Source organism: Paraburkholderia sp. J11-2, assembly GCF_905220185.1.
Taxonomy (GTDB): Bacteria; Pseudomonadota; Gammaproteobacteria; order Burkholderiales; family Burkholderiaceae; genus Paraburkholderia.
Genome location: NZ_CAJMYY010000025.1, coordinates 18,991 through 45,776 on the forward strand (window position 1 = coordinate 18,991; position 26,786 = coordinate 45,776).

Annotated in this window: 28 protein-coding genes; 12 read left to right on the forward strand and 16 right to left on the reverse strand. The window is 65.5% G+C overall.

What is annotated here, in order from left to right; genetic code table 11:
- Positions 1 to 32: 32 nt before the first annotated feature.
- Positions 33 to 740 (reverse strand): response regulator transcription factor, encoded by a 708-nt coding sequence (locus U5A57_RS29790; protein WP_321915275.1) that lies wholly within the window; start codon positions 738 to 740, stop codon positions 33 to 35.
- Positions 741 to 1,076: 336 nt separating this feature from the next.
- On the opposite strand from U5A57_RS29790, the gene U5A57_RS29795 reads away from it, so the two are divergent.
- From U5A57_RS29795 to argC, 3 genes are all read left to right on the forward strand, one after another.
- Entirely contained in the window at positions 1,077 to 1,601 is a 525-nt protein-coding gene (locus U5A57_RS29795) for a YbhB/YbcL family Raf kinase inhibitor-like protein (RefSeq protein ID WP_321915378.1), read from the forward strand.
- Between the two features lie 145 nt (positions 1,602 to 1,746).
- Entirely contained in the window at positions 1,747 to 2,328 is a 582-nt protein-coding gene (locus U5A57_RS29800; protein ID WP_321915276.1) for a flavodoxin family protein, read from the forward strand.
- Positions 2,329 to 2,486: 158 nt separating this feature from the next.
- Positions 2,487 to 3,434, forward strand: coding sequence for an N-acetyl-gamma-glutamyl-phosphate reductase (argC, locus tag U5A57_RS29805; protein ID WP_321915277.1), 948 nt, complete (start codon positions 2,487 to 2,489; stop codon positions 3,432 to 3,434).
- Between the two features lie 238 nt (positions 3,435 to 3,672).
- Here argC and U5A57_RS29810 read toward each other — a convergent pair whose 3' ends face one another.
- Both U5A57_RS29810 and U5A57_RS29815 read right to left on the reverse strand, forming a co-directional pair.
- Positions 3,673 to 4,038: a response regulator gene (locus tag U5A57_RS29810; RefSeq protein ID WP_321915278.1), complete on the reverse strand. Its 366-nt coding sequence runs from the start codon at positions 4,036 to 4,038 to the stop codon at positions 3,673 to 3,675.
- Between the two features lie 264 nt (positions 4,039 to 4,302).
- The gene (locus tag U5A57_RS29815; protein WP_321915279.1) at positions 4,303 to 5,175 is read right to left on the reverse strand and encodes an NAD(P)-dependent oxidoreductase; all 873 of its coding nucleotides are present in this window, start codon (positions 5,173 to 5,175) and stop codon (positions 4,303 to 4,305) included.
- A 139-nt stretch (positions 5,176 to 5,314) separates the two neighbouring features.
- On the opposite strand from U5A57_RS29815, the gene U5A57_RS29820 reads away from it, so the two are divergent.
- Both U5A57_RS29820 and U5A57_RS29825 read left to right on the forward strand, forming a co-directional pair.
- The gene (locus tag U5A57_RS29820; RefSeq protein ID WP_321915280.1) at positions 5,315 to 6,142 is read left to right on the forward strand and encodes a Mut7-C RNAse domain-containing protein; all 828 of its coding nucleotides are present in this window, start codon (positions 5,315 to 5,317) and stop codon (positions 6,140 to 6,142) included.
- A gap of 117 nt (positions 6,143 to 6,259) precedes the next feature.
- Positions 6,260 to 6,544, forward strand: a complete 285-nt coding sequence (locus tag U5A57_RS29825; RefSeq protein WP_321915281.1) for a hypothetical protein — start codon at positions 6,260 to 6,262, stop codon at positions 6,542 to 6,544.
- A 74-nt stretch (positions 6,545 to 6,618) separates the two neighbouring features.
- Here the strand turns inward: U5A57_RS29825 and U5A57_RS29830 are convergent, their stop codons facing one another.
- Positions 6,619 to 6,840 (reverse strand): hypothetical protein, encoded by a 222-nt coding sequence (locus U5A57_RS29830; RefSeq protein ID WP_321915282.1) that lies wholly within the window; start codon positions 6,838 to 6,840, stop codon positions 6,619 to 6,621.
- A 455-nt stretch (positions 6,841 to 7,295) separates the two neighbouring features.
- Here U5A57_RS29830 and U5A57_RS29835 point away from each other — a divergent pair, with 455 nt between their 5' ends.
- Entirely contained in the window at positions 7,296 to 8,219 is a 924-nt protein-coding gene (locus U5A57_RS29835) for a DMT family transporter (protein ID WP_415766070.1), read from the forward strand.
- 444 nt (positions 8,220 to 8,663) lie between these two features.
- Here U5A57_RS29835 and U5A57_RS29840 read toward each other — a convergent pair whose 3' ends face one another.
- The 7 genes from U5A57_RS29840 to U5A57_RS29870 form a co-directional block, all read right to left on the reverse strand.
- Positions 8,664 to 9,164: a CinA family protein gene (locus tag U5A57_RS29840; RefSeq protein ID WP_321915284.1), complete on the reverse strand. Its 501-nt coding sequence runs from the start codon at positions 9,162 to 9,164 to the stop codon at positions 8,664 to 8,666.
- A gap of 118 nt (positions 9,165 to 9,282) precedes the next feature.
- Complete coding sequence (locus U5A57_RS29845; protein ID WP_321915285.1) at positions 9,283 to 10,050, reverse strand: SIR2 family NAD-dependent protein deacylase; 768 nt, start codon at positions 10,048 to 10,050, stop codon at positions 9,283 to 9,285.
- Positions 10,051 to 10,328: 278 nt separating this feature from the next.
- Complete coding sequence (glmS, locus tag U5A57_RS29850) at positions 10,329 to 12,155, reverse strand: glutamine--fructose-6-phosphate transaminase (isomerizing) (protein ID WP_321915286.1); 1,827 nt, start codon at positions 12,153 to 12,155, stop codon at positions 10,329 to 10,331.
- Between the two features lie 71 nt (positions 12,156 to 12,226).
- A complete protein-coding gene (gene glmU / locus U5A57_RS29855) occupies positions 12,227 to 13,588 on the reverse strand; it encodes a bifunctional UDP-N-acetylglucosamine diphosphorylase/glucosamine-1-phosphate N-acetyltransferase GlmU (RefSeq protein ID WP_321915287.1) in 1,362 nt (453 codons plus the stop codon).
- 188 nt (positions 13,589 to 13,776) lie between these two features.
- Positions 13,777 to 14,748 carry a tRNA 2-thiocytidine(32) synthetase TtcA gene (gene ttcA / locus U5A57_RS29860; RefSeq protein ID WP_321915288.1) on the reverse strand — a complete coding sequence of 324 codons (972 nt, stop codon included), beginning with the start codon at positions 14,746 to 14,748 and terminating at the stop codon, positions 13,777 to 13,779.
- Positions 14,749 to 14,751: 3 nt separating this feature from the next.
- Positions 14,752 to 15,147, reverse strand: a complete 396-nt coding sequence (locus tag U5A57_RS29865; protein ID WP_321915289.1) for a dihydroneopterin aldolase — start codon at positions 15,145 to 15,147, stop codon at positions 14,752 to 14,754.
- A 203-nt stretch (positions 15,148 to 15,350) separates the two neighbouring features.
- On the reverse strand, positions 15,351 to 16,208 hold the full coding sequence (locus U5A57_RS29870; RefSeq protein WP_321915290.1) for an SDR family oxidoreductase: 858 nt from the start codon (positions 16,206 to 16,208) through the stop codon (positions 15,351 to 15,353).
- A gap of 13 nt (positions 16,209 to 16,221) precedes the next feature.
- Between U5A57_RS29870 and U5A57_RS29875 the strand changes: the two genes are divergently transcribed.
- Positions 16,222 to 17,424, forward strand: coding sequence for a class I SAM-dependent methyltransferase (locus U5A57_RS29875; RefSeq protein WP_321915291.1), 1,203 nt, complete (start codon positions 16,222 to 16,224; stop codon positions 17,422 to 17,424).
- A gap of 18 nt (positions 17,425 to 17,442) precedes the next feature.
- Complete coding sequence (locus U5A57_RS29880) at positions 17,443 to 17,637, forward strand: DUF2905 domain-containing protein (RefSeq protein ID WP_321915292.1); 195 nt, start codon at positions 17,443 to 17,445, stop codon at positions 17,635 to 17,637.
- A 19-nt stretch (positions 17,638 to 17,656) separates the two neighbouring features.
- Here U5A57_RS29880 and U5A57_RS29885 read toward each other — a convergent pair whose 3' ends face one another.
- From U5A57_RS29885 to U5A57_RS29900, 4 genes are all read right to left on the reverse strand, one after another.
- On the reverse strand, positions 17,657 to 18,898 hold the full coding sequence (locus U5A57_RS29885) for a multifunctional CCA addition/repair protein (RefSeq protein ID WP_321915293.1): 1,242 nt from the start codon (positions 18,896 to 18,898) through the stop codon (positions 17,657 to 17,659).
- A complete protein-coding gene (locus U5A57_RS29890; RefSeq protein ID WP_321915294.1) occupies positions 18,895 to 19,545 on the reverse strand; it encodes a glutathione S-transferase family protein in 651 nt (216 codons plus the stop codon). The genes U5A57_RS29885 and U5A57_RS29890 overlap by 4 nt, the downstream gene beginning before the upstream one ends.
- Positions 19,546 to 19,600: 55 nt before the next feature.
- Positions 19,601 to 20,557 carry a complex I NDUFA9 subunit family protein gene (locus U5A57_RS29895; protein WP_321915295.1) on the reverse strand — a complete coding sequence of 319 codons (957 nt, stop codon included), beginning with the start codon at positions 20,555 to 20,557 and terminating at the stop codon, positions 19,601 to 19,603.
- A 147-nt stretch (positions 20,558 to 20,704) separates the two neighbouring features.
- Positions 20,705 to 22,678 carry a lytic transglycosylase domain-containing protein gene (locus U5A57_RS29900; RefSeq protein ID WP_321915296.1) on the reverse strand — a complete coding sequence of 658 codons (1,974 nt, stop codon included), beginning with the start codon at positions 22,676 to 22,678 and terminating at the stop codon, positions 20,705 to 20,707.
- Between the two features lie 8 nt (positions 22,679 to 22,686).
- On the opposite strand from U5A57_RS29900, the gene U5A57_RS29905 reads away from it, so the two are divergent.
- Positions 22,687 to 23,313: a 5-formyltetrahydrofolate cyclo-ligase gene (locus tag U5A57_RS29905; RefSeq protein ID WP_321915379.1), complete on the forward strand. Its 627-nt coding sequence runs from the start codon at positions 22,687 to 22,689 to the stop codon at positions 23,311 to 23,313.
- A gap of 27 nt (positions 23,314 to 23,340) precedes the next feature.
- Here U5A57_RS29905 and U5A57_RS29910 read toward each other — a convergent pair whose 3' ends face one another.
- Positions 23,341 to 23,853 (reverse strand): winged helix DNA-binding protein, encoded by a 513-nt coding sequence (locus U5A57_RS29910; RefSeq protein ID WP_028212076.1) that lies wholly within the window; start codon positions 23,851 to 23,853, stop codon positions 23,341 to 23,343.
- A 204-nt stretch (positions 23,854 to 24,057) separates the two neighbouring features.
- On the opposite strand from U5A57_RS29910, the gene pxpB reads away from it, so the two are divergent.
- The 3 genes from pxpB to pxpA are packed head-to-tail and all read left to right on the forward strand — an operon-like array spanning position 24,058 to position 26,593.
- The gene (pxpB, locus tag U5A57_RS29915; RefSeq protein ID WP_321915297.1) at positions 24,058 to 24,717 is read left to right on the forward strand and encodes a 5-oxoprolinase subunit PxpB; all 660 of its coding nucleotides are present in this window, start codon (positions 24,058 to 24,060) and stop codon (positions 24,715 to 24,717) included.
- Positions 24,714 to 25,793, forward strand: coding sequence for a biotin-dependent carboxyltransferase family protein (locus tag U5A57_RS29920; RefSeq protein WP_321915298.1), 1,080 nt, complete (start codon positions 24,714 to 24,716; stop codon positions 25,791 to 25,793). Before pxpB ends, U5A57_RS29920 begins: the two co-directional genes overlap by 4 nt.
- Before the next feature lie 44 nt (positions 25,794 to 25,837).
- On the forward strand, positions 25,838 to 26,593 hold the full coding sequence (pxpA, locus tag U5A57_RS29925; protein WP_321915299.1) for a 5-oxoprolinase subunit PxpA: 756 nt from the start codon (positions 25,838 to 25,840) through the stop codon (positions 26,591 to 26,593).
- Positions 26,594 to 26,786: the final 193 nt, after the last annotated feature.

Here is a 26,786-nt window from a genome sequence, read left to right on the forward strand (position 1 = left end):
CCTTTTTTTCTGGCCGGGGCCGCGCTGCGGGTTCAATGCGCCGCGTGTGCCTCACCGCCCTCGTCAGGCACATCGGGCGCGTGCGATGAGAGATTCAGCAAACCATTGCTCTGCGCGTACTGGAAAAGTTCGGAATCTCGATCGAGTCCGAGCTTGCGCATCGCCGTATTTTTTTGAGTACTGATGGTCTTAATGCTTCGGCTCAGTTTCTCGGATATTTCCTTAATCGTCATACCCGAAACAAAGAGTCGTACGACTTCGAGTTCTCGCTTTGAGAGAATCACTTCATCGGTTTTCCCGCCGCTATTGATGCGCAATTGATCGAGCGCAACCTTTACCTGCGGGCTCATATATTCGAGATTGCGACTCACATGCTGGACCGCGAGGCCAATGTGGCTTAGGTCGTCGGACTTGTGCACCACCGCGATCACGCCTAGCTCGCCCAGGCGTTTGAGCAGCGCGGCATTTTCGAGCATCGTCAGGACAACGATGGGAACATTCGGGAAGTTGCGCCGCAGGTAGCCGATGAGCGGCAAGCCGTCGCCGTACTGACCGCCCGGCATGGCAAGGTCGGTGACCAGCACGTCGCAGGGAACCGTTTGTAGCGCCTTGACGAGTTCCGTGGACTGGCGAGCGCGGCCAACGACCTGGATCCCAGGAAAATTGAGCAGTGCATGTTCCGCACCAAACAAGATCACCGGATGATCGTCGGCGACTACGACCCTGATTGGTTGCTGCATTACCCCTCCCTGTAGGCAAACCTGCTTCTCTCTCCGGCGCGAGGCCATCCCATAGTTCGCTTCTTGTTGCTGGCGCCCGACGGCTTCACGTGCCCAAGCAGGAGAATATATGACTATAGCGGAATCCTCCCGCTCATTCTGTACGCGCGCAGGCGAAAGCTCGCTCGTTTATACCGCTATATTGAATCAAATTCGGACTAGGGAACAAATCAAACCTTTCCTTCAGGACTACGTGGCCCGAATTTCACAAACATACAGGAGAACTCGCTGATGCGTACTCCCTATGACTTTGAGCCAGGTTGCGCGCGCCGCTCAGGCGTATTCAAGTGGCTCGCCATGGCGAGCGCCGTTACGATCGCCAACCTAGCCTACGCAGGCGAAAGTTTCATCATATCGAGCGCCGACTTCAGTGACGGCGGAAAAATCGGACCACGCCAGATTTTCAACGATGCAGGCTGCAAGGGGCCGAACCAATCGCCAAGCTTGACCTGGCGCAATGCTCCTGCAACTACGCGCAGTTTCGCCATTACGATCTTCGATCGCGACGCACCAGGGCGCGGCTGGTGGCACTGGGCCGTCGCGAATATCCCCTCAAACGTGACGAGCCTGCCGGAGAACGCCAGTGCTTCGGGCGCGCTGCACAAGCTCGGCGCGATCGAAGCCCGCAACGACTTCAACGTCGACGGCTATGGGGGACCGTGCCCGCCGCCGGGCAACCCCCATCGCTATGTCGTCACCGTCTACGCACTGAACATCGATACGCTCCCGCTCGCGCAAGGCCGCCCCGCGGCGCTATTCGATCGCGAGATTCGCGGCTCGACGCTCGCAAGCGCGCAAATCACGGTGACGTACGGCCGCTGACCGGGAGCGGCTGTGTGCGGCTCGCAGCCGATGCGCCATGCGACGGATGCTGCAGCACGGAACTGTTTAAGATGATGCGTTCCGTTTCAGCGACGCGCGGGTTGGAGCGCTGCGCATCGTCCCCCCCCCTTGAATGGAGTTGCCCATGTCCCGGATCGTCATTGCGTATCACAGCGGCTACGGCCACACGAAGAAACTCGCGGAAAACGTACTGGTGGGGCTGCAAGGCGCAGGTGCCGACGCAACGATGATCGCCGTGAACGAGATCGACGATGCGGGCTGGGCGGCGCTCGACGCCGCCGACGCTATCGTGTTCGGCGCGCCCACCTACATGGGCGGACCGTCCGCCGACTTCAAGAAGTTTGCAGACGCGAGTTCGAAGGCGTGGTTCACGCAAAAGTGGAAGGACAAGATCGCTGCGGGCTTCACCAATTCGGCGACCATGAATGGCGACAAGTTTTCGACCATCCAGTATTTCGTCACGCTGGCGATGCAGCATGGCATGGTCTGGACCGGTACCGGCATGATGCCCGCCAACACGAAGGCCGCCACGCGCAACGACGTGAACTTCGTGGGCGGCTTCACCGGGCTGCTCGCGCAGTCGCCGGCCGACGCCTCGCCGGACGAAGCGCCGCCCGCAGGCGACCTCGAAACGGCGCGCGCCTTCGGCGTGCGTGTTGCCGCTGTGACCGGGCGCTGGCTGGCCGGCCGCGCGGCGAACGCCTGAACCTCTGCCTTATGGGCCCACGCCGGGTGAGCCCCGGGTAAGCCCCGATTTTTTTCCAGGCGCCGTCACACGTGTGGCGGCATGACGTCTTAAAATACCGTTCCAGCGCCGCCCTGGGTGATGGCGCCCCGCAATTCCCCGCGTTCAGAGAGACTGAGATGAGCACGAAAGTTTTTGTCGACGGACAGGAAGGCACGACCGGCCTGAAGATTTTTGAATACCTGTCGCCGCGCACCGACGTCGAGATCCTGCGTATCGACGACGCGAAGCGTAAGGACGTCGAGGAACGCCGCCGTCTCATCAACGCTTCGGACGTGACGTTCCTGTGCCTGCCCGACGTCGCCTCGCGCGAGTCGGCCTCGCTCGTCGAAAACGACCGCACCGTCCTCATCGACGCGAGCACGGCGTTTCGCACCCAGGCCGACTGGGCGTACGGCCTGCCCGAGCTGACGAAAGCCCAGCGCGACAAGGTGCGCCAATCGAAGCGCATCGCGGTGCCGGGCTGCCACGCTTCGGCGTTCATCCTGGCCATGCGCCCGCTCGTCGAAGCCGGCCTCGTCGCGCCGGAATTCGCCGCGCACAGCTACTCGCTCACCGGCTACAGCGGCGGCGGCAAGAAAATGATTGCGGAGTACGAAGCGGGCGGCAACGCAAAGCTCGCGAGCCCGCGCCCCTACGCGCTCGGCCTCACGCACAAGCATCTGCCGGAAATGTCGGTGCACGGCGGCCTGAAGTCGGCGCCGGTGTTCACGCCGATCGTGGGGCCGTTCTACAAGGGCCTTGCGGTCACGACCTATTTTTCGCCGAAGCAGCTCACGCGCGGCGCAAAGCCCCAGGACGTGCAGGCGCTCTTCGCCGAGTACTATGCGGGTGAGCCATTCGTGCGCGTGGCGCCCTTCAACGCCGACGAAAACCTCGACGCCGGCATGTTCGACGTTCAGGCGAACAACGACACGAACCGCGTGGACCTGTTCGTATTCGGCAACGACGAGCAGTTCGTGACCGTTGCGCGCCTCGACAACCTCGGCAAGGGCGCATCGGGCGCGGCGATCCAGTGCATGAATCTCGCGATCGGCGCGGCCGAGAATACCGGCCTGCATGCCTGAAGCACGCGCGGTTTCCAGCGCAAACAAAAAACCGGCTCAGTGAGCCGGTTTTTTTACGTCCCATGTTTTGCGTCGATGCAAAACCTGCAGACGAAAAAAAGCCCGCCAATGTTTGGCGGGCTGAATCCATATCAGAGGAGACATGGAGGAGACAAGAAGCAGTATATCGACTAGCGTGATGCAATGCAACATGTAAAGTAGTGCGCACCCTGAATGTTGCGTCACAACAACATATTCGTCATTGTCCTGTCATGGACAGGATGAACATCAACTGATCGAGCCCCACAGGCCGCACGAGGTGCACATCGAAGCCTGCTGCGAGCGCCTCGTCGCGGTGGCGCGACTCGCCCCAGCCCGCGAGCGCGATCAGCAGCGGCGCGCGCTCGCCGCTAACCGCGCGCAATTGCCGCACGATCGTTCCGGGCTCGTCCTGCACGAGCGAAAGCGCCACGATCGCCACATTGGGCGCACCGCGCGCCGCAAGATCGAACGCTTCGTCGAGCGTGCGAGCCGCAGATACGTCGTAGCCAAGATCGGTCAGCAAGGTGCTGAGCCCGTCCAGCGACTTCTCGTCGTTGTCGGCGATCAGGATGCGCGTCTCCATCCGCCGTTCTCCTACCCTGAAATTGGCCTCGCAGCCGGATCTCCCGTTCGATCCGGTGCGCGCCCTGTCGTCGTCATCGGTTCCCCGCCCCACTTCGCGGGCGGCGCCGCAAACCCGGCCGCCGTCCGTCAAGATGCGCCACATTGTGCTCAGCCGGCCGACAGGACTTTGTGCGTCACCGCGCGGTCGTCTGAAGATTTTGATCGTAAAACGCCCGCGAACGTTCGCCGGACCTCATTGCACCCCGATATTCACGCAGTCTCGTCAACCACGGCCCGCGCGCCGCGCAGCCACCTTGCCGAGCACGGCGAAATCGCGCTCGCCGTCGCCGTGCGCCACGGCTTCGAGCAGGCTGTCGCGCAGCACGCTCGCGAGCGGCATCGGCGTCGCGGCGGCGTCCGCGGCGGCCAGTGCGAGCCGCACGTCCTTCAGGCCAAGGCGCGCCTTGAAGAGCGCGGGCTCGTAGCGCCGCTGCGCGATCATGCCGCCGTAGCCCGCATACACCGGGCCCGGAAACGGGCCGCCTGTCACGACGTCGAGGAAGTCGCGCATCGCGACGCCGTAGCCGTCGAGCAGCGCCGCCGCCTCGCCGAGCGACTCGACGGCCGCTGCGAGCATGAAGTTCGCGGCGAGCTTCATCACGTTCGCCTGCTGAGGGACGGCGCCCACGCGCCACGTTTTCTGACCGATCACGTCGAACAGCGGCTGTACGCGGTCGATCGCCTCGGTCGCCCCAGCCGCCATGATCGTGAGTTTCGCCGCCTGCGCGGCGTCCGGGCGCCCGAGCACCGGCGCCGCCACGTAGTGCAAACCGCGCCCGGCATGGGCATGCGCCAACGCTTCGGCCAGTTCGACGGAAATGGTCGCCATGTTCACGTGCACGAGGCCGGGCTGTGCGTGATCGAGCAGCGTCGCGTCGATGACCTCGCGCAGCGCGGCGTCGTCGGCGAGCATCGAGAGCACGGCGTCACCCGCGAAGGCCTCGCCCGGCGTGGCGACGATGCGCGCGCCCGCGTCGGCAAGCGCCTGCGCCTTCGCAGCCGTGCGATTCCACACGCGCACCGTGTGGCCCGCCTTCAGCAGATTGCCGACTATCGCGCCGCCCATTTCGCCAAGACCGATAAAACCGATGTCCATCGCCTGCTCCTTCCATGAAAAACAAGGGGAAACCCGCGCAAAGGTGCAGTACAGCACAACACGGGCCGCGCTGCAGGCGGCTACTCACGCCGCGCGAACGCACGCACGCGCTCCGGCAGGCGGTGCGATACTGCTTTGCATGGTCACCGCCACCTTTCGCTTTTATGAGGAGCTGAACGACTTTCTTGCGCGGCCGCTGCGCCGGCGTGCGTTTAGTTGCGCCTGCGCGCGCAATGCCACGGCGAAACACATGATCGAAGCGCTCGGCGTGCCGCATACCGAAGTCGAATTGATCCTCGTGAACGGCGAATCGGTGGGATTCGATCATCCGCTCGCAGATGGCGACCGCGTTGCCGTCTACCCGAAGTTCGAAGCGCTCGACATCCGCCCGCTGCTGCGCGTGCGCGACGCGCCGCTGCGCGAACTGCGCTTTGTCGCCGACGCCCATCTTGGCGGCCTCGCGCAACTCCTGCGGCTAGCGGGTTTCGATACGCTCTACGACAACCACTTCCCCGACGACGAGATCGAGGCGCTCGCCGCCGCCGAGCATCGCATCGTGCTCACGCGCGACCGCGAACTGCTCAAGCGGCGCAGCATCACGCACGGCTGCTACGTGCGTGCGCTCAAGCCGCGCGCCCAGGTCCACGAGATTTTCGAGCGGCTCGACCTCGCGGCGAGCGCGCGGCCGTTCCGGCTCTGCCTCCTGTGCAACGCGCCGCTGCGGCCCATCGAGCGCGCCGCGGTGCGCGAGCGCGTGCCCGCGGGCGTCTACGACCGGCAAACGCGCTTTGTGACCTGCGACGTATGCCAGCGGGTGTTCTGGGAAGGCTCGCACTGGCAGCGCATGCGCACGCTGATCGACGGCCTCACGCGCCCCGCGGACGACGCGCACGCGGCACACGACGGGCACGACGGGCACAATCGGCACAACGGCCATGAAGGGCCGGATCGCGGCGGCAGCGCGTAGTGGTATTCACGGGTACTCGATGCGGCCCAAAGGCGCTCAAGAGGCACGTAACCGCAATGGACTCACGCAGGCGTTTGCGTACAATGCGCGCCACCGCCCAACACCGGAGCACGACATATGGCCATGAAGAAAACCGACCTTGAGAAGAACAAGGCGCTGAAACTGATGCAAGCAACGCACAAGAACGGACCCGACCGCTTTGGCAAGGGTTCGGCGCAGCCGGCGCTGGACCGCCGCGAACAGCGCAAGCTGGACCAGGCGCAGGGGCTCGTGCCGTTTGCGTGTAAGCTCAACGCCGATCTCGTCGAGAAGCTGAAGGCTCGCGCCGAGGGCCACCCCGGCGGCGTGAACGGCCTGCTCACCGAATTGCTGGAAGCCGGGCTCGCAAGCGAAGCGTCCTGAACGCCCCCCTGCGGCGAGCGCGCAAAAAAAAAGCCAGAGCAAATGCTCTGGCTTTTTTATGGCTGAAAGGCGCTTTAGTTAGCTTGGCCCTTGTCTGCCGTACCCGCAGCCGATGCGCCTTCCGACACAGCGGCGCGCTTGCCGTGGTGCTTCAGTTGCTTGTGCTGCTTCTTGGCCTTGGCCGGTGCGCTAGCTGCCGGTGCGGTTGCAGCCGGAGCCGAAGCGTCTTGTGCGAATGCGTGAGCCGTAACCAGTGCGAACGATGCTGCGATGAGCGAGGCGAGAATCTTTTTCATCTGTTGTTCCCCAAACCTGACAAATAATGACCGGCACGTTGTGAATTAGAACAGCTGGAAAACGCGAAACGATCCGCTTGCCGATCTGGGCGGGCGTTTCGCGCGAAGCAGTATTACGCAGCGTAGGGCGTTTGTCATCCGCTAATGCCCGGGTGTATTTTCCGGGAGACAATTCCCTTTCAATTCGGATACGATCGCCATTTACGCGTTCGTTTTCCGGAAGTTCGTTGTCTTTTCACGTAATACGCTGAATCGGCCTGCCCCGCACGAATTCGGGCCAGATTACCGCCCGACTCAGATGCAATCGCGAAAAAATGGGCAATCCGCCCCTTGCGCAACAGGACACCGCGCGCCATTGGCGCCAACCGTCGAAAACGCTGTCGCGCCCGTTCCCCGCGAAAAGAGATCTCCGCTTGCAATCCGCTACCCGCCGCCACCTGCGCGCCAATCTGCTCATGCTGATCGCCGCCCTCATCTGGGGCTCGGCCTTCGTCGCCCAGCGACTGAGCCTCGACGCCATCGGCCCGTTCCTGTTTACCGGCCTGCGCTTCCTGCTTGGCGCCGGCGTCGTCTCCTGCTTCTTGCTGGCACGCGGCCGCGCCGGTGGCCGCCAGGCTGCTGGCCGCGGCAACGCGCCGGCCCCGGCGCTCTTCAACGGTGCGCTGGTGCGCTCGGGCACCGTGCTCGGCCTCGTGCTGGCCGTCGCTATTTCGCTTCAGCAGATCGGGCTCGGCTACACGAAAATCGCCAACGCCGGCTTCATCAGTTCGCTCTATGTCGTGATCGTGCCGATACTTGGCGTGCTGCTGCGTCATCGCACGGGCATCGGCACATGGGTCGGCGCTGCGCTCGCTGCGGTTGGGCTCTACTTCCTCAGCATCAACGAGCATTTTTCGGTGATGTATGGCGACTGGTTCCAGCTCGGCTGCGCACTCGTGATCTCGATCCAGGTCATGCTCGTGGGCCACTACGCGCCGCGGCACGACCCGCTCGCGCTCTCGATCGTTCAGTTCGTCGCCTGCGGCGTGGTGTGTCTCGCGATCGGACTCGTGTGCGAACCGCTGCGCGCGGCCGACATCGTGCGCGCCGCGCCCACTATCCTCTATGGCGGCGCGCTTTCGGTGGGCATCGGTTATACGCTGCAGGTCGTCGCGCAGCGTGACGCCGCGCCCGCGCACGCCGCCGTGATCTTCAGCATGGAAGGCGTATTCGCCGCGCTCGCGGGCTGGGCCGCACTCGGCGAAACGCTCACGCCGCGCGCACTCGCCGGCTGCGCGCTCATGCTCGCCGGCTTGCTCGCCTGCCAGCTGCTGCCAGCCTGGCAAGCGCGCCAGCGCGCCCGGCAGCGCACAACAGTGAAGCCTGTCGAAACAGCGTAAAACGCGCCATAGTTTTGCGGCGTTGATATCGCGCTCTACAGTTCTTTTTGACGAATGGCGTCGCTAACAGGCGGCGCCATTTTTTTTTCGTGTGGATAACGCGTGATTGCGCCGCGCCGGGCCAGGTTATCCACGTCCACCTCTGGACAACCTGGGGACGACCTGGCGAACGACCTGTGGACCACTTCTTGATAACTACGCACCTGGCGTTGCGGCCTGAAAAGTTATCCCAGGAGCTCGCAACGCGTACATGTTTTGTCCGCATGGCTATCCGTTTCGCATCGGTATGAGCCAACAGGTAATTTCCCGGTTGTCCACAGTTAATGCCAGGACTTGTTAACTGCTACTACTTATAAATATAAATACTGAAAAGACTATGGGGAAAGCCGCGACGCTCGCTGCGCTCGCGTGCTGCGCATTCGCGCAGGTCATTGCGCTTCGCGTTTATTCGCGCGCGAAAACACCATCGACGAATCGCGGCAAGCCGAGCAAGGCGATCCGCGCGATCGATCTGCGGATCTCGCTGCGTCTACCGGAAAGACGCACTGTCTCGCCCGCGCTATGCACGCGGCCGCCTTCGCTGCACGCCCATGCGAGGCAATGCGTCACGGCCACACCTGGCTCGTGGTCTTCATTGGCAAGCCAGCCGACGCTCGCCAACGCAACGCTCGCGCGTCCTGCGCTGCGCGCAAGCGCGCCCTCGGCCGTTTCGCGCGCGACCGCCTCGCTAACGAGTCCGTGACGCGCGATCGTCTGCGTATTCACGCCGGGCAGCGCCGCAAGCGCCGCTGCTGAATGCGCCACGTAACCGAGATCGAGACAACCTGAAGTCCCGCGCTGGTCGGCCATCATCGAGCCGATCGCACCCGCCGTGCAGGTCTCGACGCTCACGAGCACGAGCGAGCGCGACATCAGATAGCCGGCGATCTGCTTCGTAATGTTCATGGCACCAGGAGATGAAAAGGGAACAAGCGAGTGTCGCACGCATGCGCACATGAAAAAGGGCGTGCCTCCCGAGGAGGCACGCCCTTGCTGAATGCATCGCGTGAGTACAACGTGGGCGTTAGCCGCACGCCATCATTTGCTCGATTGTCGGCTCGAGATGGACCAAACCGATGGTCGCGGGCTTGGCTTCGACAACGCCGAAGCATTCCGTGCGGCGCGGCGCAGGATCGACGAGGAAGTTGCGCGCGTAATGCCCGCAACGCTCCGGCGGCAGAAGCCGCTCGGGCGGGATCACCTCGAACGCCGTCCCTACGGCGATGAAAAGATCGTCAGGTGTCATGTCGCGCTGAATGCGCCAGAGCGTCTCGTACTCGGGCGCGGCCTCGTTGAAGAACACCACGCCCGGCTTCACGCCCTCCACCTGCCCGCACGACGGACAGGCGGCCTGGGGATCGAGCGCCCGGCCGGAGGTCGGGAAGCGATAGTCGCAGTCGGTGCACAGAAGCGAAATCATGTCGCCGTGCAGATGCGTGACCTGACGCGCGCCGGCCTGCTCGAGCATGTCGTCGATGTTCTGCGTGACGAGATGCACGCGCTCCGTGCCCCAGCTGTCCTGCCACTTCGCGAGCAACTCGTGGGCGGCGTTCGGACGCGCGTCGCTGCATTCGGCAATGCGTTGGTTGTAGAAACGGAAAACCGCGGGTCGGTTGCGGCGCCACGTGAGGTAGTTGCAAACCTCGTCGATGCTCGCGTGGGACCAGATGCCGTCGCCGGTGCGGAACGTCGAAATGCCGCTCTCCGCCGAGAGCCCTGCGCCGGAAAACACGAACAGGCGGGGGAGTCTGCCGGACTGCCCGGGTTGCCGGGGTTGCGCCACGTTTGCCACTTTCGCCTCCTTGATCGAACGGCGACATTATGACCTTACAGCAGCGTTTCGGCTGAGGGACGCAATGGCGATTGCACTCACGGTCTCAACGAGCGCACTACGCTGCCGCTGAGGCGTCCCAGGGCGTCAGAGCATCCTGGCGGGCGCGGCGAACCACGGCAGCCGCCTGTGCGGCCTCTCAACGGCTCCTGCTGCGATCGACGAAACAAAAAAGGGATGCCGTTGTGGCATCCCTTTTTCAACAAGCACAAACAAGCACAATCAGCGCGCGATAAACCTCACTCCACCGTCACCGACTTCGCGAGGTTACGCGGCTTGTCCACATCGGTGCCGCGCACGCACGCCGTGTGATACGCGAGCAGTTGCAGCGGCACGACGTGCAGGATCGGCGAAAGCAGCCCGTAGTGCTCCGGCATGCGAATCACGTGAATGCCGTCTTCGCTCGTGATGTGCGTGTCGGCATCGGCGAACACATAAAGCTGGCCGCCGCGCGCGCGCACTTCCTGCATGTTCGACTTGAGCTTTTCGAGCAGCGCGTCGTTGGGCGCCACCGTCACCACGGGCATCGCCTCGGTCACGAGCGCCAGCGGTCCGTGCTTGAGCTCGCCTGCCGGATACGCCTCGGCGTGGATGTACGAGATTTCCTTGAGCTTGAGCGCGCCTTCGAGCGCGATCGGGTAGTGCAGCCCGCGCCCGAGAAACAGCGCGTTTTCCTTGCGCGCGAACTCTTCCGACCACGCGATGATCTGCGGCTCCAGCGCGAGCACGCCGTTGAGCGCGGCCGGCAGGTGGCGCAGCAGTTTCAGATGCGCGGCTTCCTGCTCGGCATTCACGTGACCGCGCAGCTTGCCGAGCGTGACGGCAAGAATGAAGAGGCCAACGAGCTGCGTGGTGAAGGCCTTCGTCGACGCCACGCCAATCTCGCGCCCCGCGTGCGTGAGGAACTTGAGTTCGGTGAGGCGCACCATCGCGCTCGTCGCCACGTTGCACACCGCGAGCGTGTGCTCCATGCCGAGCGACTGCGCGTGCTTGAGCGCGGCGAGCGTGTCGGCGGTTTCGCCCGACTGCGAGATCGTCACGACGAGCGCGCGCGGATTCGGCACCGACTCGCGATAGCGGTATTCGCTCGCGATCTCGACATCGGTGCGGATCTTCGCCACCGACTCGAGCCAGTACTTCGCCGTGAGGCCCGCGTAATAGCTCGTGCCGCACGCGAGAATCAGGATGCTGTCGATGCCCTTGAACACCTCGCCCGCGTTGTCGCCGAACAGCTCGGGCGTGAACGCGTCGGTGGCGGGAATCGTGTCCGAGATCGCGCGCGGCTGCTCGAAGATTTCCTTTTGCATGTAGTGGCGATACGGGCCGAGATCGACCGCGCCGCCGTATGCGCCGTAGGCCTGCACGTCGCGCACTTCGCGCGTCACGATGTTGCCCGCGCGATCGGCAATGCGTACGCCTTCCAGCGTGATCTCGCACACATCGCCTTCTTCCAGATAACTGATGTGCTCGGCGCTGCCCGCAATGGCGAGGCCGTCCGACGCGATGAAGTTCTCACCCTTGCCATAGCCCACCACGAGCGGCGAACCGGCGCGCGCGCCAACCACCGTATGCGGCTGGCTCTTGTGCACCACGCCGATCGCATACGCGCCCGCGAGCTGCTGCACGGCCGCGCGCACGGCGGCGAACAGGTCGCCTTGATACAGGCTGTGGATCAGATGGGCGATGACTTCGGTGTCGGTTTGCGAAACGAATTCGTAGCCCTTCGCGCGCAGCATGTCGCGCAGCGACTCGTAGTTCTCGATGATGCCGTTGTGCACGATCGCGAGCGTGTCGCGCGAGAAGATCGGGTGCGCGTTGTTCACCGTGGGCGCGCCGTGCGTCGCCCACCGCGTATGCGCGATGCCGGTCACGCCTTCGAAGTGAGCCTCGCTAACCTGCTCGTCGAGTTCGGCCACGCGGGCGACGCTGCGCACGCGCTGCGGGCCGTCGGCCGTCACGACGGCCACGCCGCACGAGTCGTAGCCGCGATATTCGAGCCGCCGCAGTCCTTCGATCAGGACGGGAACGATATTACGTTGCGCAACCGCGCCGACGATGCCGCACATGGATTCGATCCTTTGCAATGAGAGGCGTGGGCGCCGCGCGTTTTCATGCAGCGGCGCCGGGTTTCAACCGTTCAGTTCTTTTTCTTGACCGGGCGAACGTAGCCGGTTTTCGCGATCTGCGTTTTCTCGTTGAGCACGAGCGTGGCTTCAGGCACGTCCTTCCACACCGTCGTGCCCGCCGCGATGGTCACGCCGCGGCCCACGCGCACGGGCGCGACGAGCTGCGTATCCGAACCCACGAACACGTTGTCCTCGATGATCGTGCGGTGCTTGTTCGCGCCGTCGTAGTTGCAGGTGATGGTGCCCGCGCCGATGTTCACGCCCGCGCCCACATCGGCGTCGCCGACGTAGCTCAGGTGATTCGCCTTCGAGCCCACGCCGATGTTCGCGTTCTTCACTTCGACAAAGTTGCCCACGTGCACGTCGTCGGCGAGCTTCGCGCCGGGGCGCAGCCGCGCATAGGGACCTAGCACCGCGTTCGCGCCAACCGCTGCGTTTTCGATGTGCGTGTAAGCGTCCACGCGCGTGCCCGCGCCGATCGACGCGCTGCGAATCACGCAGTTCGGGCCCACGCTCACGTTGTCCGCCAGCGTCACCTCGCCTTCGAACACGCAGTTCACGTCGATGAACACGTCGCGCCCGCATTTAAGCGAGCCGCGCACGTCGATGCGCGCCGGGTCCGCGAGCGTGACACCCGCCACGAGCAGCGCCTCGGCCACCGTGCGCTGATGCACGCGCTCGAGTTCGGCAAGCTGCTGCTTGCTGTTCACGCCGAGCGTTTCCCATTCGTCGTCGGGCTGCGCAGTCACGGCCGGATGACCCGCGGCGATCGCGGCTTCCACGACATCGGTGAGGTAATACTCGCCCTGCGCGTTGTCGTTCCTGAGCGCCGCAAGCCAGCCCGCGAGCGGCGCAGTAGGCGTCACGACGATGCCGGTGTTGATCTCGGCGATCTTGCGCTGGGCTTCGTTCGCGTCCTTCTGCTCGACGATGCGCTCGACCTGGCCCGCCGCGTCGCGCACGATGCGGCCGTAGCCGGTCGGGTCGTCGAGCGTGACGGTGAGAATGCCGTAACCGTTCGGCCCGGCGGTATCGACCAGACGCTCGAGCGTAGAAGCGCGCGTGAGCGGCACGTCGCCGTAGAGCACGAGCGTGGGCACGTTCGCGTCGAGCAGCGGCAGCGCTTGCGCGAGCGCGTGGCCCGTGCCGAGCTGCTGCGCCTGCAGCGCGAACTGGACGTCGGGCGCGCCAACGGCTTCGCGCACGGCTTCGCCACCATGGCCGACCACGACGACGAGCCGGGTGGGCGACAGCGTGCGGGCAGTATCGATAACGTGCGAGAGGAGCGGCTTGCCGGCGAGCGGATGGAGCACTTTCGGCAGCGCGGAGTGCATGCGTTTGCCCATGCCTGCCGCGAGGATCACGATGTTCATTGCATCAGTGACTGAATAAGGAATGAAGCGGCTGATTTTAGCATGCGGGATATCCCCGACACGCCGGCCAGGCGGGCTCTCGTGCCCCGATAAACACTGTTTTACAACTGCTTTTCAGGACATCGGCCCGAAATGAAAAACGCTCCGACTTGGGGTCGGAGCGTTTAAGGCAAAACCACAGGGAAGGCTCAAAGATCGTCGAACGGCGTGAACTTGATGGCCGTGCCTTCGGCAGGCGCCGCGTCGGTCGAGCACGGCTCCTCATCGAACGCGATATCGCCGGCCGGATCGGCCACGCCCGTTGCGCGCAGGTCCGCGAAGTTGAACAGGTTCGCGTCCATGAGGTGCGAGGGCACGACGTTGCCGAGCGCGTTGAACATGTTTTCCACGCGGCCCGGGAAACGCTTGTCCCACTCGCGGATCAACGCCTTCATCTCCGCGCGCTTCAGGTTCGGCTGGCTGCCGCACAGGTTGCACGGAATGATCGGGAATTCGCGCAGCACTGCGTACTTCTCGAGATCGGTTTCCTTCACGTACGCGAGCGGGCGGATCACGACGTTCTTGCCGTCGTCCGACTGCAGCTTGGGCGGCATGCCCTTGAGCTTGCCGCCGTAGAACAGGTTCAGCAGCAGCGTTTGAAGGATGTCGTCGCGATGATGGCCGAGCGCGATCTTGGTCGCGCCCAGTTCGCCCGCCACGCGGTACAGAATGCCGCGGCGCAGGCGCGAGCACAGCGAGCACGTGGTCTTGCCCTCGGGCACGAGACGCTTGACGATGCTGTACGTGTCCTGGTTCTCGATGTGGTACGGCACGCCCACCTTGTCGAGGTACTCGGGGAGCACGTGCTCCGGAAAGCCCGGCTGTTTCTGGTCGAGGTTCACCGCGACGATGTCGAAGTCGATCGGCGCGCGCTCGCGCAGGCGCAGCAGCACGTCGAGCATCGCGTAGCTGTCCTTGCCGCCCGAGAGGCAGACCATGACCTTGTCGCCGTTCTCGATCATGTTGTAGTCGCCAATCGCCTGGCCGACCTGACGCACGATGCGCTTGAACAGCTTGTTGTTCTCGTAGGCTTCCTTCTGCTCGCGGCGCGTGAGCGCCTGGCGGCCGGTGCCTTCGGTCGCGGCTTCCTCGCCAACGGGGAGCGTTTCGGGGGCGTTCATGAATCAGTCCTCTTTGATGCGAAAGACCTCGACGCCCACCGCGTCGCAGTCCGGATAAACGTCGGGCTTCTCGGTCGAGACGCGCACCGCGCGCACGCGTTCGTGCGAGAGCAGCGCTGCGGCGAGATCGTCGCAAAGCGTCTCCTGCAGATGGATATGGCCCTTGCCCACGCGTTCGGCAACGGTCGAGCGCATGAAGTCGTAGTCGACGACTTCGCGCAGCTTGTCCTCGTGCGGCGTGCTCGTAGCGAGCGGCACGAACAGATCGACATTGATGACGACGCGCTGTTCGCCGCGTTTTTCGAAGTCATGCACGCCGATGTTGATGTGCACTTCGTAGTCGCGCAGGAAAAGCCGGCGGCAATCGGCCAGCCGGGGGTGAAGCAAAACGGTGGACATACAGGTTCCAGTCGATAAAAGCGTGCGTTCGTTCGCACGTATGCCGGCGCGGCGCGCCCGGCGGGTCGTTCAGCCGGTCTGCAAAGCCGCTCGTGCGCGGCGGCTTGCGTTCCTTTGTCTTCGTTAGCACCGCGGGCTCGCAGTCGTGCGCGCAGCGGGCTATGCATTTAGTTGCAAATCTTGATGCAACCCACGTTTGGGCTTTAGTTGCCCGTCAAAAACATTACGTCGCGCGGCAGCGGCACGAGGTGCTGGCCGCCGTCCACGACGAGCGTCGTGCCCGTCACGCCCGAAGCCCGTGCGAGATACAGCGCGGCTTCCACGAGATCCGCTGGCCGCGACGCGCGCTTGAGCGGCGTGACCTGGTGCGCGGCCGCGAAGCTCTCCGGCGTCTGGTCGCCCGACTGCAGCGTGAGGCCGGGCGCGAGCCCCACTACGCGCACCTTCGGCGCGAGCGCCTGAGCGAGCGCGACGGTGGCATTCTGCAACGCGGCCTTCGTCAGCGTGTACGACAGATAGTCGGGATTCATGTTGTACAGCTTCTGGTCGAGCACGTTGATCACACACGTGCGCAGCGTCTCGTCGTCCACCGCTGCCTCGGGCGTTGCCTCGTACAGCATGCGCGCCAGCACGAGCGGCGCCCCCACGTTGATCGCCATGAGCTGCAGCAGCTTCGTGTAGCCCACATCCCGCGCGGTGTCTTCGTCGAAGCGCGACGCATTGTTAAGCACGCACGCAGGACGGCCGAGCGCCGCGGCGCAGTCCGGGACGAGCCGCGCCACCTGCGCTTCGTTGCCGAGGTCGGCGTGCAGCGCCACGGCCCTGCGGCCCAGCGCAGCGATTTGCGCGACGACTTCGTCGGCGGCCTCGCGCGACTCGCCGTAGTGCACCGCGACGTCCCAGCCGCGCGCCGCAAAGCCGAGCGACAGCTCGCGGCCAATGCGGCGTGCGCCGCCCGTCACCAGCACAACGGGCGCCTGGGCATTGGAATCGGGGCGCGATCCTTCGCCGGATGTGCTCAGGTCGGCGTCAGCCGGGCGGATGCCGGGAGTTGCGCTCATTTACAATGCGGGGATGAATCCGAAAGCTCACGAACCCGATAGTTTACCTGTTCCCGAGCCGATCGCGCTCGCGCAGTCCGAGGCGCTCGCGGCCACGCTGCGCGCCGAGATCGCGGCGGCGGGCGGGTGGCTCCCGTTCGACCGCTACATGGAGCGCGTGCTCTATACGCCGGGGCTCGGCTACTACAGCGGCGGAGCACGCAAGTTTGGCCTCTTCGCCGACGACGGCAGCGACTTCGTGACCGCCCCTGAACTTTCGCCGCTTTTTGCCGCGACGCTCGCGCGCGCCGTGGGCGAAGCGCTCGCCGCCAGCGGCACGCATCGCCTGATGGAATTCGGTGCGGGCACGGGCCGCCTCGCCGCGGGTGTGATGCTCGCACTCGACGCCGCAGGCGTGCCGTTCGACGCCTACGCCATCGTCGATCTGTCGGGCGAGCTGCGTGAGCGCCAGCGCGAGACCATTGCGCAGCTCGCGCCGGCGCTCCTCGATCGCGTGACGTGGCTCGACGCGCTGCCTGCGCAGTTCGAAGGCGTCGTGATCGGCAACGAGGTGCTCGACGCCATGCCGGTGCGCCTGTTCGCGCGCAAGGACGCCGTGTGGCATGAGCGCGGCGTGAGCGTGAACGCGCAAGGCGCCCTCGCCTTCGCCGATCAGCCCGCGAATTCGGGACGCGACGCGGGCTGGGCACACAGCGCGCTCGCGGGTGTGGACGGCAGCGAAGACTACGTGAGCGAAACGCACGAAGCCGCGCTCGCGTTCACGCGCACGGTTTGCACGATGCTCAAGCGTGGCGCGGCGTTCTTCATCGACTATGGATTTCCGCGCCACGAGTACTACCATGCGCAGCGCGCGCAAGGCACGTTGATGTGCCACTACCGGCACCGGGCGCACGGCGACCCGTTCCTCTATCCGGGCTTGCAGGACATCACCGCGCACGTGGAATTCTCGGGCATTGCCGAAGCGGGTGTCGAAGCGGGCGCGGACCTGCTTGGCTACACCACGCAGGCGCGCTTTCTGATGAACGCGGGCATTACCGAAGTGCTCGGCGAAATCGATCCGCGCGACCCGCAGCGCTTCCTGCCTGCCGCGAACGCGGTGCAGAAACTCGTTTCCGAAGCGGAGATGGGTGAGCTATTCAAGGTGATCGCGTTTTCGCGCGGCATCGACGAGACCATCGCGGCGTTCGCGCGCGGCGACCGCAGCCACACACTCTGACGCTCACGTCACGCGACCATGATCCGCTGGTTCCTCACCACCTTCATCGCTGTCGCGATTCTCTCCAGCGCGCAGCCGTGGCTCAAAAAGCTCGGCATCGGGCGGCTGCCCGGCGACATCACGCTGCGCATTTTCGGCCGCGAGTATCCGCTGCCGTTCATGTCGACGCTCGTGCTTTCGATGGCGCTCTCGTTTCTCGTGCGCGTGCTCTGAGCGAGCGCGCGCAACGCGCTCAAGCTGTAGCGAGCGCGGCCTCCACCGCCGCTACGCGCGCTTCGTGCACCGCTTCTTTTATTCTCTCGGCGCCGCCACGCTCGATCGAGCGCGCAATTGCCCCCGCATCCACGCCGCGCGCGGCCACGAGTGCCACGCGCAAGCGTTCGGCCTGCGGATAAGGCGCGTTCTCCCAGTTCAGCCGCCCGCGCAAATCCGATTCGCAGGACTGCAGCGCCTCGGCAAACCGCGCCGGTTTGCGCAGCGCGTCGCATCGCTCGAGCATGCGCACGAGCGCCGCCGCCCCCATATCCATCACGCGATGCACGTTGCCATGCTCGCGCGCGACCAGCACGGCGAGGTCGCGGCAATCGTTCGGCACGCGCAGACGGTCGCAAAGCGGCTTGAGCAGATCGACGCTGCGCCCTTCATGGCCAATGTGACGCGGCAGCACGTCCTCGGGCGTCGTGCCTTTGCCGAGATCGTGCGTGAGCGCCGCGAAGCGCACCGGCAGCGTGTAGCCCTGCGCGGCCGCATGGTCGATCACCATCATCACGTGCACGCCCGTATCGATTTCGGGGTGATAGTCGGCGCGCTGCGGCACGCCCCATAGGGCGTCGAGTTCGGGCAGCACGCGCGCAAGCGCGCCGCAATCGCGCAGCACTTCGAACATGCGCGAAGGCTTCGCCTCCATGAGACCGCGGGCAATTTCCTGCCATACGCGCTCGGGTACGAGCGCGTCGACTTCGCCCGAAGCGACCATCTCGCGCATGAGTTCGAGCGTTTCGGGCGCGACGGTGAAATCGGCGAAACGCGCGGCAAAACGCGCGATACGAAGTATGCGCACGGGGTCTTCGAGAAACGCGTCGCTCACGTGGCGAAACACGCGCGCTTCGAGATCGCGCGCGCCGCCGAACGGATCGACCACCTCTCCCGTGAGCATGCCGCCCGGTTGCACTTCCTGCGCCATGGCGTTGATCGTGAGGTCGCGCCGCGCGAGGTCTTCCTCGAGCGTCACGTCGGGCGCGTAGAAGAACTGGAAGCCGTGATAGCCCGCCGCCGTCTTGCGCTCGGTGCGCGCAAGCGCGTACTCCTCGTGCGTGTCGGGATGCAGAAAGACCGGAAAGTCCTTGCCCACCGGGCGATAACCCTGCGCGGCCATCTGCTCGGGCGTCGCGCCCACCACGACATAGTCGCGGTCGCGCACGGGCAGCCCGAGCCTCTCGTCGCGAATCGCTCCGCCTACGACATAGATCTTCATTCGTCGTCGCGTTCGTCGTCGGCGACGATGTGTGTCTCGCGGCGCGCGGCTTCCACCCACTCGGCGACCGCAGGCAGTGCGCTCACGCGCTGAGCGTAAGCGGCGGCTTCGGGCGAGAGCTTCGGCTGGTAGCTATTGAAGCGCATGACGACCGGCGCGTACATCGCGTCGGCAATGGTGAATTCGCCGAACAGGAACGGCCCGCCGCTCGCGGCCAGACACTCGCGCCAGAGCGCGTCGATACGCGCGACATCGGCGAGCGCGCCCGGCGTGGCACCGGCGCCGGGCTTGATCTTGCGGATGTTCATCGGCATGTGGTTGCGCACTTCGCCGAAGCCCGAATGCATCTCCGCACTCACGCTGCGCGCGCGGGCCCGCGCGTTCGCGTCGCGCGGCCACAGCGCGAGCTGCGGGAAGCGCTCGGCGAGCGTCTCGGCAATCGCGAGGGAATCCCACACGGAAAAGCCGTCGTCGGAGACGAGGCACGGCACCTTGCCCGAGGCCGAAAACGCGAGGATCGAGGACTTGGTGCCCGGCTCGTCGAGCTCGATCAGCACTTCCTCGAACGCAATGCCGAAGTGCTTGAGCAGCACCCACGGGCGCATCGACCACGACGAATAGTTCTTGTCTCCGATTACGAGCTTCATTGTTCACATGACCGTAGTGAGTTGAAAGAGCGCGGGCTGGCAGCCCGCTTACTGGTTATCGACCGGCGCTGGCGCGAAAGATGTTCAGCCGCGAGCGCAGCGAGGCGTCGGCGAGATAGAGCGGCGCGATCGTCTCGATGCTCGCCGGCTCGATATCGAGCTCGGGTGCGAGCGGGCCGGTAAGCACGCTGTCCACCTTCATCGAATCGAGATTATCGCGCGTGAGCACCGGCACGCCGGGCGCCATCTCGAACGACAGCGCCTGCAGGCGCCCGAAGGCGTCGGGCAGCCGCACGATGCGTGCGTGGCGGCCCACCGCTTCGCCGCAATACTGCACCAACTGCTCGAGCGTGTAGACCGTCGGGCCGCCGAGTTCGTAAGTGTGCCCGCTCGCGGCGTCGAGATCGAGCACGTTGACGATCGCCTTTGATACATCGCCCACGAACACGGGCTGGAACTTCGCGTCGGGCATGGCGAGCGGAATCATGGGAAAGAGCCGCTGCAGCAGCGCGAAGCGGTTGAGGAACGTGTCTTCCGGACCGAACACGACCGAAGGCCGGAAGATCGTCGTGGCAAGCGCCGTGGCCGCGTGCACGGCTTTCTCGCCGTCGCCCTTCGAGCGCAGATACATGCTGGGCCCACGCGCGTCGGCGCCGAGCGCGCTGATGTGGATGAGGCGATGCACGCCCTTGCCTTCGCAGGCGGCGACGATTTTCGTGGGCAAGTCCACATGCAGCTTCGCGAAGCCCGGCCCGTAGGGATCGCCGCGGCCGCCATTGAGCGTGCCGACGAGATTGATGACCGCGTCCGCGTTTTCGACGAAGGCCGCGAGCGCGACCGGATCCGACACATCGGTCTCGACCACGTCGATGGGCAGCAGGGTGAGATGGCGGGCGTTGTAGCGGCGGCGGGTGGCGACGCGCACGTCCTTGCCCGCCTCGACGAGCGCGTTGACGAGATGGCTGCCGATGAATCCCGAACCGCCGATGACCGCAATGGCTTGATGTCGCATCTTCGACCTCCTCGGGCAGACGGCGCCGCCGCGTACGAGGTCCGGTTCGTCCCGCAGCGCGCCGGCCGGAAGGCGGGGCGCGCAGCGTGCCGTCATGCCGCGCGCGATCCGTATGACGGGAAGTGGCGCGGCCTGACGGCCCGGCGCTTACGGCGTGATATAGCCGAGACGCGCCTTCAGCGATTGCGGACGGCCCTCGAACAGCGCCGCATAGTAGACCGTGTTCGACAACACGTTTTTCACGTAATCGCGGGTTTCCTGGAACGGAATGGTTTCCGCGAAGATGGCGCCTTCGACGCCGCCCTGCAAAGTCTGGCGCCATGCGCGCGGGCGCCCCGGCCCGGCGTTGTAGCCCGCGGTGGCGAGCACGGCGGAGCCATCGAACTGATTGTAGATCATCGACAAATAGTTCGTTCCGAGCAGGATATTGGTGTCGAGATCGTTGAGCTGGTCGCGCGACAGCGGGCCAATGCCGATCTTCTTCGCCACCATCTGCGCCGTGGCCGGCATGATCTGCATGAGGCCGCTCGCGCCCACGCCCGACTTCGCGTTGAGAATGAAACGCGATTCCTGGCGGATGAGACCGTAGGCCCATTCGACGTCGAGGCCGTTGGTTTGCGCGTCGCGCTCCACGACGTCGCGGAACGGCGCGATGTAGCGCAGCGAGAAGTCGTGTTCCGTTTGCGTGCGGTCGGCCGTGTTGACGGTGCGGTCGAGCAACTGGATGCGTTTTGCGTACTCGGCGACGGCGAGCAGCTGGCGATCGCTCATGCCGCGCAGCGGCCAGTTCCATTCGCGATTGCCTTCGAGCCGCAGATTCAGCGCGTAGAAGCGCTGTGCGAGCGCGAAGCCCGGCGTTTGCGCGGCCTGGGCGATTTCGGCGTCGCTCACCGTGGTCTTGGGCGGAATCGTGATCTTCTGGCCGAGTTCTTCGGTCGCGAGCTGGCCATAGAAGTGATAGCCCTGCGAGATCGACGCGAACTCCTGGTTCGCCCGCCCCGTTTCGCCCGCCTGCTTGAGCGCGCGCGCGTGCCAGTAGACCCACGACGGTTGCGCGCGCAGCGCGGGCGGCATCTGCTCGATCGACCAGCGCACCATCGTCCAGTCGCCGCCCAGCAGCGCTGCGCGCGTACGCCATTCGTAAGCCGGGTACGAAAGCGGTGCGTTGGCCGAGAGGCGATACCAGTCGATCGCGGCGGGCAAACGCTTTTGCGCGCCCTGATAACCGATCGTGCCCCAGCCGATCGCGCGTTCCGGCGAGGTGAGCTGCGGCGCAACGGCGGCGTAGGTCGCGGCGGCCATGGCCGGATCGTTGCGCGCCATCACCGTGACGGCGAGCAGTGCGAGCTGATGCGATTGCGGATCGCCGGTGACGCCTTGCGCAAGCGTGAGCGGCGGTGTGCTCACCGCCTGGCTGAACGCCGTCGGGTCGGGACGCTGCGACAGGCCGTCGAGCAGTTTTGCGCCGGCCGCGGTCTGGTTCTGCTCGTAGGCGAGGCGGATCTGCTGCCACACGTCGTCGCTCGAGAACTGGCCTTTGATCGCAAGCGCCGTGATGAGATCGACGCAGCCGTCGCCGTAATAGCGCGGCTCGGTGAGCAGCGCGCGCGCATCGTTGGCGACGTTCTCGCCGCGCGCCGCGCGCGACTCGAGCGCGTAGCACTTCACCTGCGTGTCGTCGTTGAGCACGAAGCGCGGGTATTGCTGGTCGAAGTTCGCCCAGTCGTGGCGCGCGCCCAGCACGAGCAGATAGTCGTTGCGCAGACGGTCGGCGATCGCCTGGCCGTCGTAGCGCTGCAGGAACGACAGCACCGGCGCATCGGGCGCGTCCACGCGCGCGTGGCCTTGCGAATCGAACAGTTGCGGCTTGAGCTGGAAGTATTCGAGATACGACGGCGCCGGGTAATCGGGGATCATCGCAGCGAGTTGCGCGGCGCGCGCGGGATCGTTATTGCGCGCGGCTTCGCGAAGCTGGATGAAAGTCTGATCGTCGTTCGAGAGGACTGCGCCTACGGGCAGTGCGACGGGGCGCACGGCGTCCGCCGTGCTGCATGCTACGAGTGCCGCGGCAGTCAGTGCGAGACCGACCACGCGATATACTCGGACAAGGCGTTTGGACATCGTTATTTCTGGAGCGCGAGGTGAACCCAAGCATAGCACGCAACCCTCACACGGAATCCAAAAAGGACTGGCGTGCAAGGCTGCTTCCTCGGCGAATTGAGGCGGCTTCCGACATGGCAATCGGGGCGGCGCTGACGGCTCATCTCGATGCACTCGTCGCGCAGTTTTCGCCGCGTTCGATCGGGTTCTATTGGCCCTTGCGCGGCGAGTTCGATGCGCGCACCTGGATCACCGCCTGGCTCGCCGCCGATGCGTCACGCCGCGCCGCCCTGCCCGCCATTGCCGAGCGCCACACGCCGCTCGTGTTCCACGCCTGGACGCCGCACGCCCCCATGCGCGAAGGCCATCACGGCATACCCGAGCCGCAGTCGCAGGAAGTGATCGTGCCCGATCTCCTCCTCGTGCCGTGCGTGGGTTTCGATCGCGACGGCTATCGCCTTGGCTACGGCGGGGGCTACTACGACCGCACGCTGGCTGCGTGGCCCGGTGAGGCGTTGCCCGTCACGGTGGGCATTGCATACGAAGCGTGCCGCATTGATGACGGTGTGCTCGCGCGCGAGGCGCACGATCTGCCGCTCGACGCCGTGGTGACCGAAGCCGCCACGCATCGTTGCCAACGTTCGCGCGAGCGCTGAACGCGGCCCTGGTCACTCAGGCGCGACTCAAAGCGAAGCCGCCGCGCGCGCGGCCGTGTCGTAGAGCCCCGACGCATTGCGCATGAGCTGCGCGGCGTCGCCAATCTGCTGGTTCGTGAGGCCGCTTTCCTTGAGCGTGGCGATGAGGCAGCTTTCGCGCACGTCGCGATAGCGCAGGCACAGCGCCTGCCCTTCCGGCGTGACCGAGAAGAAGACTTCCTTGCCGGTCTTTTCGCTTTTTACATACCCTCTGGAGACGAGCTTCTTCAACGCATACGTGGCCACGTGCGTGTCCTCGATGTTGAGCACGAAGCAGATATCCGCGAGCTTCTTGCGCCGCTCGCGATGGCCGACGTGATGGAGCAGCGACACTTCGATCGGCGTCATGTCCTTCACGCCCGCCGCCGACATGCAGCGCACCATCCAGCGGTTGAACGCATTGCTCGCCATGATGAGCGCGTACTCGAACTCGGAAAGCTCGGCGCTCGACTCGGAGACGAGATGTTCGGACGAAACGATCTTGGTCGGCTGGCGCGACATGGCAGGTAACCCGGTAGTCGGTGGTCGAAGAGGCAAAGCGGCGTGGCGTGAGTGTAATTGCAGCGCGTTTTCGGTGCGCCTGGCGAAAACGCTTATTGATAAATTGTAGATAATTTATCGACAATGTACGCTAGGAAGGAATGGCGCCGGGTGTCTGCCTGCGCAAACTTTCGACCGGTCGAACCCGTCCCTGATCGATCCAACATGCCGAATTCTGACCCTCGCATTTTTCCTCTCGGTGACGAAGCGCTTGTCTGCGAAGCGCCGCCGCCCGCCACGCTCGAGGTCCAGCGCCGCGTCTGGGCCGTCGCCGCGCTCGCGCGCGGCTGGGCGCCGGTGCGCGAAGTGGTGCCCGGCATGAACAATCTGACGATCACCTTCGATCCGCTCTCGGCCGACGCCGTGGCGCTCGCCGGCGCGCTCCGGGAAGCCTGGCGCGACGCCGAAGACGCGAGCGTTGCCGGCCGCGAGGTCGAGATACCCGTGGTTTATGGCGGCGACGATGGCCCTGATCTCGAAGCGGTCGCGCAACACTGCTCGCTCGCTGCCGCCGACGTCGCCGCGCGCCACGCCGCGGGCGTCTACACGGTGTTTTTCCTCGGCTTTCAACCCGGCTTCGCGTATCTCGGCGGACTCGAACCCCAGCTGCACACGCCGCGCCGCCGCGAGCCGCGCCTGGCCGTCCCCGCCGGGTCGGTAGGCATCGGCGGCGAGCAGACGGGCATTTATCCGGCTGCGTCGCCCGGCGGCTGGCAACTGATCGGCCGCACCGCCGCGAAGCTGTTCGACCCTGCGCACAATCCGCCCACGCTGCTCATGCCCGGCGACCGCGTGCGTTTCACCATTGCGGAGCTCCACGCATGATCGAAGTCTTGCGCGCGGGCCTGCTCACCACGGTCCAGGATCTCGGCCGCCCCGGCTACCGGCATCTGGGCGTCGCCAGCGGCGGCGCGCTCGATACGCTCGCGCTCGAAGTGGGCAACCGTCTCGTCGGCAACCGGCCCGACGCGGCCGGCATCGAAATCACCTTCGGCCCCGTCGCGCTGCGCTTCGCGCGCGCCACGCGCGTCGCCATTACGGGTACCGACTTCGGCGCCACGCTCGGCGGCCGCCCGGTCTGGTCGTGGTGGAGCCTGCCCGTGGCCGCGGGCGAGGAACTGGTGCTGAACGGCGCGAAGCGCGGCATGCGCGCCTATGTCTGCGTGGCGGGCGGCATCGACGTGCTGCCCATGCTCGGCTCGCGCAGCACCGACCTGGCGGCGGGCTTCGGCGGCCTCGCGGGCCGCGCGCTCAAAGATGGCGACCGTCTCGCCACCGGCGCCTCGTTCGCGCCGGGCCGCGAGCGCGCCGCGCTGGACCCGGGCGCGCCGGCCTTCGGCGTCAAGGCGCCCGTATGGTGCAGCTTCGCGCTGGCCGACGAGCCGCATCACCGGCGCGGCCGCCATCCGGACGGCATGGCGTGGGCCGTGCCTGTGCGCGTGCTGCGCGGCCCCGAGTACGACAGCTTCACGGGCGAAGCGCAACGCGCGTTCTGGTCCGACGAGTGGCAGCTCACCCCCAACAGCAACCGCATGGGCTTTCGGCTCACGGGCACACCGCTCGCGCGCACGAACAGCGCGGACCTGCTCTCGCACGCGGTGCTGCCCGGCACGATTCAGGTGCCGCCGAACGGCCAGCCCATCGTGCTGATGGCCGACGCGCAGACCACGGGCGGCTACCCGAAAATCGGCTCCGTGATTCGCGCCGACTGGTGGAAGCTCGCCCAGGTGCGGCTCACCGGCGGCGTGCGTTTCGTGGAAGCGACGCCGGTCGCCGCGCGCGCGGCACTGGAAGAAGAACGGGCTTATTTGCGGCAGATCGACGCCGCGATCGCCATGCACGACGAGCGCTATGCGAGCCGCCGCGCGAATGTAGTTTCAAGCGCGGCCGCGAGCGCGTGATTTTCAAGCACCATCGGTAAGACGAGCAGTAAGAGGAACACATCATGACCACCATCGATCTGAACGCCGATCTCGGCGAAGGCTGCGGCTCCGACGAGGCGCTGCTCGACCTCGTGAGTTCGGCCAACATCGCGTGCGGCTGGCACGCAGGCGGCGCCAATGCCATGCGCGAATGCGTGCGCTGGGCCGTGGAAAAAGGCGTGTCGATCGGCGCGCATCCGAGCTTCAACGACCCCGAGAACTTCGGCCGCAAGGAGATGAACCTGCCGCGCGAGGAGATCTACGCGGGCGTGCTCTACCAGCTAGGCGCGCTTTCCGCGATCGCCCAGGCCGAAGGCGGCCGCATCGCTCACGTGAAGCCGCACGGCGCGCTGTACAACCAGGCCGCGCGCGACCCGCAAATCGCCGAGGCGATCGTCTCCGCCGTGCATGATTTCGATCCGTCGGTGACGGTGTTCGCGCTCGCGGGCAGCGGGCTCGTGACTGCGGCGCGCGAGGCGGGGCTCGTGGCGATCGAGGAAGTGTTCGCCGACCGCGGCTACCGCGCGGACGGCTCGCTCGTGCCGCGCAGCGAGCCGGGCGCGCTGCTCGACGACGAAGACACCGTGCTCACGCGCACGCTCGCGATGATCCGTGAGCAGCGCGTGCAGGCCGTGAACGGCGCCTGGGTGCCGCTCAACGCGCAGACCATCTGCCTGCACGGCGACGGCCCGCACGCGCTCGCGTTCGCGCGGCGCATCCGCACGGCGCTCGACGAGGCGGGCATTGGCGTGCGCGCGGCGGGCGCAAGCGAGGTCTGACGCCCCTAGCTTCAATGCGGCAATGCGCGCGGCAATCGCCGCGCGCTACGTGCACGGCAATACCCAAGGTTTTCGCAAGGCAATCCCCGGCAGCGCAAGCTGCAGACGTAGTTGTACCCAGCAGGTTCGTAGTTGTACGAACGGCCATCAGAGCCGCGCAGTCAACGCCGCTACTCGCGGCAATCAACGACAA